The 13,517-nt window shown below is 68.3% G+C and carries 14 protein-coding genes; 5 read left to right on the top strand and 9 right to left on the bottom strand.

What is annotated here, in order from left to right; all coding sequences use genetic code 11:
- Positions 1-95: 95 nt before the first annotated feature.
- Genes E3O57_RS10975 through E3O57_RS10955 form a run of 5 tightly spaced genes read right to left on the bottom strand, consistent with a single transcriptional unit; the run spans position 96 to position 3,619 of the window.
- Positions 96-1,037, bottom strand: a complete 942-nt coding sequence (locus tag E3O57_RS10975) for a bifunctional riboflavin kinase/FAD synthetase (protein WP_103478507.1) — start codon at positions 1,035-1,037, stop codon at positions 96-98.
- Between the two features lie 56 nt (positions 1,038-1,093).
- A complete protein-coding gene (locus tag E3O57_RS10970) occupies positions 1,094-1,558 on the bottom strand; it encodes a hypothetical protein (RefSeq protein ID WP_103478498.1) in 465 nt (154 codons plus the stop codon).
- Positions 1,559-1,615: 57 nt separating this feature from the next.
- A complete protein-coding gene (locus tag E3O57_RS10965) occupies positions 1,616-1,984 on the bottom strand; it encodes a hypothetical protein (RefSeq protein ID WP_088455513.1) in 369 nt (122 codons plus the stop codon).
- Positions 1,981-2,949: a tRNA pseudouridine(55) synthase TruB gene (gene truB, locus E3O57_RS10960; protein ID WP_103478499.1), complete on the bottom strand. Its 969-nt coding sequence runs from the start codon at positions 2,947-2,949 to the stop codon at positions 1,981-1,983. Before truB ends, E3O57_RS10965 begins: the two co-directional genes overlap by 4 nt.
- A gap of 22 nt (positions 2,950-2,971) precedes the next feature.
- Positions 2,972-3,619, bottom strand: coding sequence for a TetR/AcrR family transcriptional regulator (locus E3O57_RS10955; protein WP_088455511.1), 648 nt, complete (start codon positions 3,617-3,619; stop codon positions 2,972-2,974).
- A 90-nt stretch (positions 3,620-3,709) separates the two neighbouring features.
- On the opposite strand from E3O57_RS10955, the gene E3O57_RS10950 reads away from it, so the two are divergent.
- Both E3O57_RS10950 and E3O57_RS10945 read left to right on the top strand, forming a co-directional pair.
- A complete protein-coding gene (locus tag E3O57_RS10950) occupies positions 3,710-5,164 on the top strand; it encodes an MFS transporter (protein ID WP_103478500.1) in 1,455 nt (484 codons plus the stop codon).
- Positions 5,165-5,200: 36 nt separating this feature from the next.
- On the top strand, positions 5,201-6,202 hold the full coding sequence (locus tag E3O57_RS10945; RefSeq protein ID WP_103478501.1) for a ketopantoate reductase family protein: 1,002 nt from the start codon (positions 5,201-5,203) through the stop codon (positions 6,200-6,202).
- Here E3O57_RS10945 and E3O57_RS10940 read toward each other — a convergent pair.
- On the bottom strand, positions 6,186-6,788 hold the full coding sequence (locus tag E3O57_RS10940) for a hypothetical protein (RefSeq protein ID WP_103478502.1): 603 nt from the start codon (positions 6,786-6,788) through the stop codon (positions 6,186-6,188). The two genes, E3O57_RS10945 and E3O57_RS10940, sit on opposite strands and share 17 nt — an antisense overlap.
- 23 nt (positions 6,789-6,811) lie before the next feature.
- Here E3O57_RS10940 and E3O57_RS10935 point away from each other — a divergent pair, with 23 nt between their 5' ends.
- The 3 genes from E3O57_RS10935 to E3O57_RS10925 are packed head-to-tail and all read left to right on the top strand — an operon-like array spanning position 6,812 to position 10,015.
- Positions 6,812-7,750, top strand: coding sequence for an A/G-specific adenine glycosylase (locus tag E3O57_RS10935; RefSeq protein ID WP_103478503.1), 939 nt, complete (start codon positions 6,812-6,814; stop codon positions 7,748-7,750).
- A 35-nt stretch (positions 7,751-7,785) separates the two neighbouring features.
- Complete coding sequence (locus E3O57_RS10930) at positions 7,786-9,057, top strand: D-arabinono-1,4-lactone oxidase (protein ID WP_103478504.1); 1,272 nt, start codon at positions 7,786-7,788, stop codon at positions 9,055-9,057.
- The gene (locus tag E3O57_RS10925; protein ID WP_103478505.1) at positions 9,050-10,015 is read left to right on the top strand and encodes an aldose 1-epimerase family protein; all 966 of its coding nucleotides are present in this window, start codon (positions 9,050-9,052) and stop codon (positions 10,013-10,015) included. Before E3O57_RS10930 ends, E3O57_RS10925 begins: the two co-directional genes overlap by 8 nt.
- A 77-nt stretch (positions 10,016-10,092) precedes the next feature.
- Here the strand turns inward: E3O57_RS10925 and E3O57_RS10920 are convergent, their stop codons facing one another.
- The 3 genes from E3O57_RS10920 to infB all read right to left on the bottom strand — a co-directional run.
- Positions 10,093-10,575: a DUF805 domain-containing protein gene (locus E3O57_RS10920; RefSeq protein WP_088455504.1), complete on the bottom strand. Its 483-nt coding sequence runs from the start codon at positions 10,573-10,575 to the stop codon at positions 10,093-10,095.
- 165 nt (positions 10,576-10,740) lie between these two features.
- Entirely contained in the window at positions 10,741-11,268 is a 528-nt protein-coding gene (rbfA, locus tag E3O57_RS10915; protein WP_088455503.1) for a 30S ribosome-binding factor RbfA, read from the bottom strand.
- A 195-nt stretch (positions 11,269-11,463) separates the two neighbouring features.
- Positions 11,464-13,517 (bottom strand): translation initiation factor IF-2 (gene infB / locus E3O57_RS10910; protein ID WP_134456592.1); only part of this gene is annotated, 2,054 nt, incomplete at its 5' end.

Genomic DNA, 13,517 nt, shown 5'->3' with positions numbered 1-13,517 from the left:
GCATGGCTCCACGAATACAATCACCACAGGCACCACACCGCCATCGGAGGCAAGCCACCGATCACGCGGTTAACTAACCTGCCTGGGCAGTACAGCTAGTCGGCCGGGAGCCGCAGGATCGCGCGGGTCTTCACGACGTCATCCTCGATCTGCCTGATCAGCGGCTCGATGCCGGTGAACGCGACCATGCCGCGGATGTGCTCGACAAAAGCGACCTCGACGACATGGTCGTACAGGTCGATCTCCTGGTCGAGCACGTACGCCTCGACCTGCTTCTGCGGCACGCCGTCGAAGGTGGGGTTGTTGCCGATGGAGATGGCGGCGGGATAGCGCACCCCGTTGTCGGTGAGCCAGCCGGCGTACACGCCGTCCGCGGGGACCAGCCCCTCCGCCTCCGGCGCGAGGTTCGCGGTGGGATAGCCGAGTTCGCGACCCCTGGCCGCACCGTGCACAACCATTCCACGCATCGTGGGGGTGTGCCCGAGCAACCGGGTTGCCGCCCGCACGTCACCGTCGGAGAGCAGCTCGCGGATCCACGTCGACGAGACCCGGCGCTCCCCCTGCGGCGTGACGTCGTCGATCAGGCGCACGTCGAAACCGTACCGGCCACCGAGCTCGGTGAGCAGGTCGGCGTCGCCGGCACCGCGCGCGCCGAACCTGAAGTCCCGGCCCACCATCACGTGGCGGGCGTGCAGGGTATTCACGAGGATGTCACGAACGAAGTCCTCCGGCGGCAGTGACGAAAGCGCCCTGTCGAACGCGAGCACCACGGTGGCGTCGAGGCCGGTGCCACCGAGCAGGTCGAGCTTCTGCTGCACGCTGACCAGCTCGGCGGGACACTTGTCGGGGTTCAGCAGGGAGAGCGGGTGCCTGTCGAAGGTGACGACGACGGCGGCCAGGCCTTCCCGGTCGGCGAGGGTCTTGAGCTCTGCGATCACGGCGCGGTGGCCGGCGTGCACACCGTCGAACTTTCCGATGCTCACCGCGGAGGCCGGCCAGTCGGCCGGGACGGCGCCGCGACCGGGGAACACCTTCATGCCCGCGGTGGTGGGCACGTTTGAGGGAACGTTTGTGGGCGTAGCCTGGGCGCCGGTCATGCCGGGACGCCGTTCCGGTCGGTGCGCTCCGGCGCGTGGCGGGCCAGCCACCACATGCCCAGGATCGGCAGCACCAACGGGATGAACAGGTAGCCGCGGCCGTACACCGACCAGACTGTGTCGTGCGGGAACAGTTGCGGGTCGACCAGGCTGAGGGTGCCGATCACGAGAACACCGAGCAGTTCGAAGCCGATGGTGACCCAGGCGATCCGATACCAGGCGCGTCCGCGCTTGATCAGGGCGATGGTCGCGACGATGTAGACCACCGCGGCGAGGGCCGAGAGGGTGTACGCCAGCGGGGCCTCGTCGAACTTCCCGACGATCTGTACAAAGGACCGGCCGGTCGCGGCGAGGGCGAGGATGCCGTAGACCATGATCAGCACCCGCCCGATGCCGGTCACCCGGCCGGGAGTCGTCGTACCGGTGGCGTTGTCTCCGGAGTCGGTCTTGAGATCATTCATCGCTCAGTAATTATCGCAGCATCTCCGGGCCGAACGGTGCCGGTCGTGCCGCACGGCTCAGACGCCCTGCACTGTCCAGATCTGCAGCATCCGGTAGAGCATGACAGCCACCGACAGGCAGACCACCCCGAGGATCACCGTGCTCCACCGGCTGCGTTCGATGAGCGCCCACACTCCCCCAGCGATCGGCAGCAGGATGGCGCTGACCAGGTAGGTGTAGAACTCCAGCAGGCTGCCGGTGGCCTGGTTGCCGGTGAGCGGCGCAACCAGGGCCACCACGAGCTGCACGATCAGGAGCACCTCGACGAGCAGGGTCGCCCCCATGCTGACGTCGGTGGGCTTGCGGCCGGCCAGCCCCAGGCCCAGGCAGAGCAGGCCGGCAGCGGTGGCGATCGCCAGCTGCAGGTAGGTGAACCACTCGATCACGAGGCGTCCTCCGTGACGGCGGGGCTGACGGCGGGGCCGTCGGCGGGTTCGTCTGGCGGGAAATTGACGATCGACTTGGCCTGGCCGGCGCGGTACTCGACGAGGCCGATGAGGCTGCCGTTCGGGCTGATGGCGGCGATCGGTCCGGCGTCTCCGGTGCCGACGGGCGCGTCGATGCGCTTGCCGTGGCCGAGGTCGATGGCCTGCTGCTCGCTCAGATCGAGCCGGCCGAACAGCCGGCTCGCGGCATCCGCCGGGCCGATCAGGGCGCGGGCCACATCGAGCCGGTCGAGCGGGTCGGCGGCGTCGATGCCGAACGGGCCGATGCGGGTACGGCGGAGGCTGGTGAGGTGGCCGCCGACGCCGAGGCCCGCGCCGAGGTCGCGGGCCAGCGCCCGGATGTAGGTGCCTGAGGAGCACACGACGCGCACCTCGAGGTCGCGGAACCCGTCGACCGGGGTGCTGGAGAGCAGTTCGAACTCGCTCACGGTGACGGGACGGGAGGGCAGTTCGACGTCCTCGCCGGCACGCACCCTGGCGTAGGCGCGTTTGCCGTCCACCTTGATGGCGCTCACAGCGCTGGGTCGCTGACTGATATCCCCGGTCAGGCCCTGGATGCCCGCGGCGATTGCCTCAGCGGTCACGGCGTCGACGACCTCGGCGGGCGCGCGGGTGAGCTCCTCCCCCTCGGCGTCGTCGGTGGTCGTCGCGGCGCCCAGCCGGATGGTGGCCAGGTATTCCTTATCGAGGCCGACCACGTAGGTGAGCAGCCGGGTGGAGCTGTTGATGCCGAGGATCAGCAGGCCCGTCGCCATCGGGTCCAGGGTGCCGGCGTGGCCGACCTTGCGGGTGTTCGCCAGGCGGCGGGTGCGCGCGACGGCGTCGTGGCTGGTCCAGCCCTGGGGCTTGTCGATCAGCACGAGGCCACTGGTCGTGCCGCCGGGCTTGCGGCGTGGGGCGTTCACTGGAAATCCTTCTTAGCTGGGGTCAGGCATCTGCTGCGGCTTCGGCGGCTGTGGCGCCGAGCACCAGGTCGAGCTTGCCACGGAACGTGCACCGCATGAGTTCCTCGGCGTCGGGGTCCTCGTCGAAGATGTCGGGCAGCCGGATGGCCAGGAGCGTGTTGAACAGCATCCCGTCGGCCAGGAACCCGCGGATGGCGTCCGGCGGGAAGCCGGCCTCGTCGCGCAGCATCCGGTAGATCTCGAGGAACCCGGCCCTGGCCTTGGCGCCGACGACCGGGTTGTGCCCGCTGATGAAGGCCTGCATGAGCGAGAGCAGTATGCCGCGATCTTCAATGAGGTCCACGTAGGCGCCGCCGAGCCGTGCGGCCAGCAGCTCCATCTCGTCCTCGCCGTGCTCGCGTGGTTCGGCGATGATCTGCCTGAAGCCGGCGACCAGGCGCTCGAGCGCCCTGGCCAGCACCTCGAGGAACAGGTTCTCCTTGGTGCCGAACATGCGCACCACGTAGGGCTGGCTGATGCCGGCCACCTTGGCCACCTGGTCGGTTGTCGCACCGGAATAGCCGCGCTCACCGAAGACCACGCTGGCCGCGGCCAGGATCTGCTCGCGTCGTTCCGCGGCGGGAATGCGCTCGGTGGGCTGGGCGGCTGCGGTGCCGGATGTCTCGTTCACACTTGACAGGTTATCAGTCGATTACTAGTCTCCTGTTTTGTAATCATTCAATTACAACATTCGCTGGCTCCGTTCCCGAAGGGACCTCCCATGACCGCCACCCTCACCCCGCCCGGCAAGCGCCTCGGCCGGGTTCCCGTCTGGCTTGCCGTCGTCGCCGCGTCACTGCCCATGTTCATGGCCACCCTCGACAACCTCGTGGTCACCAGCGCCCTGCCGGTGATCAACACCGACCTCTCGGCGACAATCGAAGAACTCCAGTGGGTGGTGAACGCTTACTCCCTCAGCTTTGCCACGTTCATGTTGATGGCCGTTGCAATCGGCGACCGCTTCGGGCGCCGGACCGTGTTCCTGGCCGGCATCGCGGTGTTCACCGCCGCATCGGCGCTCTGTGCCATGAGCGTCGAACCGTGGATGCTGATCTCCGCCCGTGCGCTACAGGGCGTGGGCGCCGCCGCGCTCATGCCACTCTCCCTCACCCTGCTCGTCGGGTCGGTCGCCGACCGCTTCCGGCCAGCGGCCATCGGCATCTGGGGCGGCATCGCCGGCCTCGGTGTGGCCCTCGGCCCGCTCATCGGTGGCGCCGTGGTGGAAGGGTGGAACTGGGAAGCCATTTTCTGGCTGAACGTTCCGCTCGGCCTGCTGTCGGTCCCCCTGGTGCTGGTGGCGTTGCCCAATAGCTTCGGCGCCCGGCTGCGCGCCGATGTGGTGGGCCTGGTGCTGGCCGGCGGCGGGGTCTTCGGAATCGTCTACGGAATCGTGCGGGGCAACGAAGCCGGCTGGAGCAGCACCGAGGTGCTCGCGGCGCTCATCGGCGGCGGAGCGCTCCTGCTGGCCTTCGTCTGGTGGGAGGGTCGGGCATCCGCACCCCTGCTGCCGTTGCGGTTGTTTCGGGACCGCAGCTTCACGGTCGCGAACCTGGTCGGGATCACCTTCAGCTTCGGCATCTTCGGGTCGATCTTCATCCTCATCCAGTTCCTGCAGATCGTGCAGGGCCACAGTCCGCTCGAAGCCGGTGTGATGACGATGCCGTGGACGCTGGCTCCCATGATCGTGGCCCCGTTGACCGGGATGCTCAGCCCGAGAACCGGAACGCGGCTGCCGATCGTGCTGGGGCTGGCCCTGCTCGCGATCGCGATGGTCTGGCTCGCCCTCCAGATGTCGGCCGACGTCGAATACGGCGAGCTGGTCGGCGCGTTCATCCTGGCCGGGCTCGGAATGGGACTGGTCTTCGCGCCGAGCTCCACCGCCGTGCTGGCCAATATGGTTCCCGACGACCATGCCAAGGCGTCCGGCACCAACTCCACCTTCCGCGAGATCGGTGTGGCGCTGGGCGTCGCGGTGCTCACCGCCGTGTTCACCGGCAACGGCGGCACGCTGACCCCCACCGGGTACGTGGATGCCGCGGTGCCCGCCGTGTTGGTCGGCGCCGGGGTGCTCGCCGTCGCGGCGGTGATCGCGCTGGCGCTGCCGTCAGGTCGTCGGGTCGATCAGGCACCGCAGCCCGCACCGGTTCGCTCGGACGCCCTCCTCGTTCGCGGGTAGTCAAGGTGGCCCGGCCGGGGCTTCTAGGCTGAGGTCATGCGAATTGCTGTGATCGGCGCTGGCGCCCTGGGCGGAACCTTCGCCACTCTGCTCAGCGCGGCCGGCCACGAGGTGACCGTCACCGCGCGCGGCGCCGGGCTGGCCGTGATCCGCGAGCGCGGCATCCGGCTCGTGGGCGGGTTCGGCCCGGGAACGGCGCATCCCGCCGCCCTCGAACGGCTGGTCGAGACGCCCGATCTCGCCCTGGTCTGCACCAAGGCGCAGGATGCCGAGGCCGCGATCGCCGACAACGCCGCCGTGCTCGACGGCGCCGCGGTGATCGTGGTGCAGAACGGCCTCGACGGGGTCGAGACCGCCCGGCGGCTGCTCCCCCGCTCTGACTGCTTCGGCGCCCTCTCGATCATCGCGGCCAACTACACCGAACCCGGCCTGGTCACGGTCACCACCGTCGCGCCCACCTATCTCGGCCGAGGCACGGGGCCGGCCGACGCGGCCACCCGGCGCTGGCAGGCCGTGCTCGCCGAGGCGGCGCCCTGCCAGGCCATCGACAATTTCGTCGGCGCCCAGTGGACCAAACTTGTCGTGAACATGCTCAACGCGCTGCCCGCGATCACCGGGCTGAGCGTGCAGGCCGTCGTCGCCCACCGGGGCCTGCGCCGGGTGCTGACGCTGAGCATGCGCGAGGCCGTGCGGGTGGGCAAACGCCGCGGCATCCGGTTCGGTGCCATGCAGGCGCTCGGCGACCGCCGGTTGCGGATCTTCTCGCTGCTGCCGGCGTGGGCGGGCCAGGTGGTGCCGCTGCGGATGCGTGCCCGCATGGGCAGGGTGCCCAATCTGGGCTCCACCCTGCAAAGCATCACCCGCGGCCAACGCACCGAGGTGGACCACCTCAACGGCGTAGTGGTGCGTGAGGCCGCTGCCGCCGGCGTTCCGGCCCCGGTGAACGGCCGGCTGACCGCCCTGGTGCACGAGGTGGAGGAACGCGGGACGTTCCTCAGCCCCGCCGACGTGCTGGCACGGTTCAGCAGGAGTCGCTGAACACCCGCTGGGGGCGGTGCCGTTCACTGAGGTCGATCACGGCCGACGCCACCTGCCGGGGGTGTTCCTCCTTCTGGTAGAGGTAGTCCGCCTCCGAGGTCGCCTCGCTCTCCAGCAGGATGCGGTAGTTCCAGGCGTCCCTCAGCTCACTGCGGTTGATGAACTCGCCGTCGATGACCAGGAACGCGTCCGCCGGAGCCGTGGTCCAGGTCGGTTCGATCCAGCTGTCGCGGTCGGGGTCGAAGACCTGGGTGACGAAGCCGGTGCTGCCGCCGAGCCGGAACGGTTCGAGCAAGACCCGGCGCAGCGCGGAATAGTCGAAACCGTGCCGGAAGAAGCGCTCCGGGGAGTCGGCGCCGAACCGGCCGACGTCTTCCCTGGATCGCTGGAAATAGCGCAGCGACGCCCGGTAGGTGGGCTTGTCGGCTTCGTCGAGCACCGCGGCCAGATCGTCGGCGAACGCCGTGCGGGCGGCCGCGTCGGCGCCGTCCACCGCCACGATCACCCGGCCCCGGCCGTTCAGATTGAGGATCTCGGACGAGAGGGTACGCAGGTACTCGACGCGGGGAGTGGAAACGAGCTTCATGAATCGAGCCTAGGTTAGAACCGATGAACGTCACAGTCCACAGCGCTGCCCCCGTCGACGGTGCCATTGTCGGCGCAGCGCCCGCCGGCCCCGCCCTCAGCCACAGCATCAGTGCCTGGTTCAACGACAACGCCCGCGACCTGCCCTGGCGGCGCGACGGTTTCAGCGCCTGGGGCACCCTGGTAAGCGAGTTCATGCTGCAACAGACCCCGGTGAGCCGGGTCATCCCGCGTCTTGAGGAATGGCTCGAACGCTGGCCGACACCCGCCGACCTGGCCTCCGTACCGCCCGGCGAGGCCGTTCGGGCCTGGGCGAGCCTGGGCTACCCGCGCCGAGCACTGTGGCTGCACGCCGCTGCCGTGCAGATCGTGGAACGGCACGGCGGCATCGTGCCGGAGGACGTGGACGACCTGCTGGCCCTCACCGGAATCGGTGATTACACGGCCAGGGCGGTGGCGGTCTTCGCCTATGGCCACCGGCATCCGGTGGTCGACACCAATACCCGCCGGGTGATCGCCAGGGCTGTGGCCGGGCAGGCCGAACCCGCACCGCCCAGCCGCAGCAAGGACCTCGAGTCGATGTCGGCGTTGTTGCCCGCCGAGCCCGTCGCGGCGGCGGTCTTCAACGCGGCCATCATGGAGCTGGGCGCCATCGTGTGCACCAGCCGCAGCCCGCGGTGCGAGAACTGCCCGATCCGGGATGCCTGCGGCTGGCGTGCGGCCGGCTACCCGGCCTACGCGGGACCGAAGAAGGCCGTGCAGAAGAAGTTCGAGGGCAGCGACCGGCAGGTGCGCGGACTGATCATGGCCGAACTGCGGGCCACGCACCATCCGGTGACCGCCACTGAGATCGACACCGTGTGGCCGGATGCCGTGCAGCGCGACAGGGCCCTGGCCGGGCTCCTCGCCGACGGTCTCGCCGTACTCGTCGAACCCGGGCGGTACGCTCTTTCGCAGGGGTGAAAACCCCCACGCTCTCTCCAACAGAAATGGTTTCAATGAAGAACTGGGCCGGCAACGTCGAGTATTCAACGGACGACATCAGGCACCCGACGACGACCGAAGAGGTCTCCCGAATCGTCGCGGCGGTCGACGCCGGGGCCGGGCAGATCAAGGCCCTGGGCTCCCGGCATTCCTTCTCCACGATCGCCGACAGCGTCGGCACCCTGATCGCCCTCGACCGGCTGGACATCGAACCGTCGCTCCAGTTCGGTGACGACGGCGCAGCGGTGAGCGTGCGGGTGGGCGCGGGAAGCACTTACGCCCAGGTGGGCGCATACCTCGCCGAACACGACCTGGCCCTGCCGAACCTCGCGTCCCTGCCGCACATCTCGGTCGCCGGCGCCATCCAGACCGGCACCCACGGCTCCGGCGTGCGCAACGGGTCGTTGGCGTCCTCGGTCGTGGCGCTGGAGATCCTGCGCGCCTCAGGGCAGGTCGAAATCGTGCGGGAACACGACCAGGACTTCGCCGCCTCCGTGGTGGGCCTGGGTGCCGTCGGCATCGTCACCGCGGTGACCCTGAGGGTGCAGCCGCACTTCCAGATCTCCCAGTACGTGCACGAGCGACTGTCCTGGACCGCGGCCCTGGCGAACTGGGCCGCCATCATGGCCAGCGGCTACAGCGTCAGCGTGTTCACCACCTTCCGGGGTGAGAACACACACCAGGTCTGGTCCAAGCGCCGGCTGGATGTGGACGGCCCCGAGCTGGACCTCGCCGCTCTCGGCGCCACCGAGGCCATGGTGGCGTTGCACCCGCTGCCCGGCGTCACCGCCGAGAGCGTGACGGGGCAGTTGCGCGAGCCCGGACCGTGGAACGAGCGCCTCGCGCACTTCCGGAGCGAGTTCCAGCCCAGCCACGGTGAAGAGATCCAGTCCGAATACCTCATTCCGGCCGAGCACGCCGTTGCCGCGATCACCGCCCTGCGCGCGATCGGTGACCGGATCGCACCGCTGCTGCACATCTCCGAGCTGCGCAGTGTGGCCGCAGACACTGCCTGGCTCAGCCCGAGCTACGCCCGCGACTCGCTCGCCATCCACTTCACCTGGAAACCGCTCCCGGCCGAGATCCGCACGGTGCTGCCCCTCATCGAGCACACCCTGGAACCATTCGCGCCGCGCCCGCACTGGGGCAAGGTCGCCACGATGTCCCCGGCGGGTCTCCGCCGCGCCTATCCGCGCCTCGATGATTTCGCGGCGCACGTGCACAGGGTCGATCCCGACGGACGCTTCGAGAACGCCTACCTGAAACGAGTTCTGTCCCATGACTGACGCCGTCACCACCACCACCACTCCCACGGATGCGTCCGTGCCGCCGCTCTCCGGGCTGCAGTACACGATCAACCACGACGGCTACTCGGCCACCATCGCCAGCGTCGGTGCGAGCCTGCGCCTGCTCACCTGGCACGGTCGTCACCTCGTCGTTCCGTTCGACGCCGACGAGGTGCGTCCGGGCTACCGGGGCGCCGTGCTCGCGCCATGGCCCAACCGCGTGGTCGACGGCAGTTATACCTTCGACGGCCTCGACTACCAGCTTCCGCTCACCGAACCCAGCCGCTCGCACGCCCTGCACGGCCTGGTCTGCTGGGCCGACTGGAGCCTGCAGGCCCGCTCCGCCGACTCCGTGACCCTCGGCACCACCATCGTGCCGAGCGACGGGTACCCGCACCGCATCGCCCTCCTGGCCACGTACAGCCTGGCCGACGACGGCCTCACCACCACGGTGACCGCCGAGAACCGCGGCACCGCCACCGCTCCGTACGGCACCGGGCCGCACCCCTACCTCGTGGCCGGGCCGGGCACCGTCGATGACTGGACCCTCGAGTTTCCGGCGGCCAGCTACCTCACGGTGACCCCAGACCGGCTCAGCCCCGTGGCCACCGTCCCGGTCGAGACCACCCCGGAGTTCGACTTCCGCACTCCCCGGGCCATCGGTGACACCTTCATCGACCACGCCTTCACCGCGATCGCGCGCGGTGCGGAAGCATCCGCGAGCGTCACCGTGACCAGCCCGGCCGGCACCGGCGTGCGCATGAGCTTCGGCGCCGAGCTGCCCTGGCTGCAGGTGCACACCGCTGACCGCCCGGCACCGGAGCGCAGCCGGATCGGCCTGGCCGTCGAGCCGATGACCTGCCCGCCGAATGCCTTCTCCACCGGCGAAGACCTGGTGCTGCTGGCCCCCGGCACCTCCCACTCCGCCAGCTGGACCGTCGCAGCCACCGAGGCCTGACCCCGGCCGGCCGATCCACCAAGAAGACCCCGTGGCACCGGCCACGGGGTCTTCATATTGTGCTGGGGTTCGTGTGCTCAGCTGTACTGAGGCGAACCCTGGTCGAACCGTGCGCCTTCCGGCTTCGACGGCAGCAGGGTGAGGATGAAGAGGATCAGTCCGCCGATGCCGGGAATCAGGGCGATGAGGATGAACCACGCCGAGAAGTTGCCGTCGTGCAGCCGCCGGGCCGTGAGCGCCAGCCCCGGAATGATCGTGGCCAGCGAATACGCGGTGATGATGAGCACCACCACGATTGCTCCCCCGGCGGGCGGAGCCACCGTGCCGTCCACGGACACCTGCGGGGTGCCGCCGGCCACGAGCGCGAGGATACCGAGCACAAAGAGCACGGCGTAGTTCACCAGCGCCCACCACCAGTACTCGCTGAGGCTGGCCCGGCCCGAGAAGGTGGCGTACTTGCTGAAGAAGCGCCTCACCGCTACCGCGATCGGGGCGCCGTAATACGGCTGGGACAGGGGAACGCCCGCGACACGTGCGGCGGTTTGCTGGGATGCGACCATGACAACTCCTTCTGGATGGGACGAATGCGTCGAGCCTAGAAGTAAATGGGCGCGGTCACCGGGGATTTCTCAAAAAGAGGCCGGGTGTTCCGTTATATGTCACACGCACGCAACCTCCGGCGCCCGTGGGGCGGCCGGAGGCTTCGAGGGATGGTGCGCAGCAGGTTACAGAGCGTCGGGCTCCGTGGGTGCGGCGTGACGGCCGCTGTGTGCCGGAGGCGTCTCCGCCTCGTCCTCGTCGGAGTCGTCGTCATCCTCGTCGTCTTCGACGTATTCGCGCGGCTTGACGTAGGGGTCTTCGTCGCCGGCGTACACGGCCGAGCGGGCCATCTCGCCCACCTGGGTGTCGCGTTCGCGGGCCTCACGGAGGAGGTCGTCGATGAGGGCGGCGTTCTCCGGGATGGCGTCGGCGATGAACTCGATCGACGGCGTCAAGCGGGCGGTGATGTTCTTGCCCACTTCGCTGCGGAACATGCCGGTGGCAGCCTTGAGGGCCGCGGCGCTGTCCCTGCGCTCGTCTTCGGAGCCGTAGACGGTATAGAACACCGAGGCGTGCTGAAGGTCGCCGGTGACCTTGACGTCGGTGATGGTCACAAAGCCGAGCCTCGGGTCGCGGATGCCGCGTTCGAGCCGCTTGGCCACGATGACCTTGATGCGGTCCGCCATCTTCCTAGCGCGTGCCGGATCTACCATGTCGAACTCCTATAAACCTAAAAATTTCGGGGTACTACTTAACGCTCTTAAGCCCTCCCCCCGCCATCGTATTGACGGATGGCTTTTCGGGGACCGGGGCGGAGCTCGATCCCCCCTAATAAGGGAATCGGGGTAGGGGTCCCCGCTCTTCCCTTTTTAGGGGGGATCGAGCGGAGACCCCTTGCCACCTAGCTTTTAGCTACGCGGCTTTTCCTTCAATTCGATCGTCTCGATCTCATCGCCGATCTGGATGTCGTTGAACTTACCAAGACCGATACCGGCCTCGAAGTCCGTACGAACCTCGGTGACGTCATCCTTGAAGCGACGCAGCGACTCGATGGCCAGGTTGTCGCCCACCACGATGCCGTCGCGGATGACCCGCGCCTTGGCGTTTCGTGTGATCGTTCCCGAGCGCACGATGACACCGGCGACGTTTCCGAACTTGGACGAGCTGAAGACCTCGCGGATCTCGGCGATACCACTCTGCACTTCTTCGAACTCGGGCTTGAGCATTCCGGTGAGGGAAGACTCGATGTCCTCGAGTGCGTTGTAGATGACGGAGTAGAAGCGCACGTCCACGCCTTCACGAGCCGCACGTTCGCGCGCCTTCGTGTCGGGGCGAACGTTGAAGCCGATGATGATGGCGTTGTCGACGGTGGCGAGGTTGACGTCGCTCTCCGTGACCGCACCGACACCACGGTGGATGATGCGCAGCTGAACGGAGTCGTCGACCTCGATCTTGAGCAGCGACTCTTCCAGGGCCTCAACGGCACCGGAAACGTCACCCTTGATGATGAGGTTGAGCGATTCCACCTTGCCCTCTTCGAGTGCACGGGTGAAGTCCTCGAGGCTGATGCGCTTGCGGGCCTTGGCCAGCAGGGCGTTGCGCTCGGCGGCTTCGCGCTTCTCGGCGATCTGACGCGCGGTGCGGTCTTCCTCGATAACAAGGAAGGTGTCACCGGCGCGGGGAACGCTCGAGAGGCCCTGCACCTGAACGGCACGGGACGGCGTGGCGGCGAGAACGGCGTTGCCGTTTTCGTCGGCCATCGCACGAACGCGGCCGTAAGCGGTACCGGCAACGATCGAGTCGCCGACGTGCAGCGTTCCGGACTGGATGAGCACCGTGGCGACTGCACCGCGGCCCTTGTCGAGCTTGGCCTCAATGGCCACACCGCGGGCATCCTTGTTCGGGTTGGCGCGCATGTCCAATCCGGCGTCTGCGGTGAGCAGGACGGCGTCGAGGATTTCCTGGATGCCGACCTTGTTCCTAGCTGACACGTCGACGAACATGACGTCTCCGCCGTACTCTTCGGCGACGAGACCGAATTCGGTGAGCTGCTGGCGCACCTTCTGCGGGTTCGCACCGGCCTTGTCGATCTTGTTCACCGCGACCACGATCGGCACGTTGGCGGCCTGTGCGTGGTTGAGTGCCTCAATCGTCTGCGGCATGATGCCGTCATCGGCGGCGACCACGAGGATCGCGATGTCGGTGACCTGCGCACCACGAGCACGCATGGCGGTGAACGCCTCGTGACCGGGGGTGTCAATGAAGGTGATGGCGCGTTCTTTGCCCTCGTGCTCGGTGACGACCTGGTAGGCACCGATGTGCTGGGTGATGCCACCGGCTTCACCGGCAGCGACCTTGGCGTTACGGATGGCGTCAAGCAGCGCGGTCTTACCGTGGTCGACGTGACCCATGACGGTGACGACGGGAGGACGAACTTCGAGCTCTTCGTCGGTCTCGTCGGCCAGCTCCTGGTCGATGTCGATGTCGAAGGCGAGCAGCAGCTCGCGGTCCTCGTCGTCGGGCGAGACCATCTGGATCTTGTAACCCAGCTCGCTGCCCAGAACGTCGAATGTGGCCTCGTCGAGCGACTCCGTTGCCGTTGCCATCTCACCGAGGTGGAACAGCACGGTGACCAGGTTGCCCGGGCTCGCGTCGATCTTGTCGGCGAAGTCGGTGATCGAGGCACCGCGGCGCAGACGCACCACGGTTCCGCCGTCGCCACGGGGGACGCTGACGCCACCCAGCGACGGAGCCTCGCGCAGCTCGAACTCGGCCCTCTTCGTCCGCTTCGACTTGCGCGCCTTGTTCTTGCCGCCACCGCGACCGAACGCACCAGCGGTTCCACCGCCGGGACCACGGCCACGACCACCGGCGCCGCCGCCACCGGCGGGGCGGGGCGGGCCGAAGCCGGGGGCACCGGCAGGTGCGCCGGGGCGGGTGAAGCCGGGGCGTGCGCCACCGG

It is taken from the genome of Cryobacterium sp. TMN-39-2 (assembly GCF_004402745.1).
GTDB lineage: Bacteria > Actinomycetota > Actinomycetes > Actinomycetales > Microbacteriaceae > Cryobacterium > Cryobacterium zongtaii.
The sequence above is the reverse complement of the archived record's forward strand: the minus strand, read 5'-3'. Positions and strand labels throughout refer to the sequence as shown.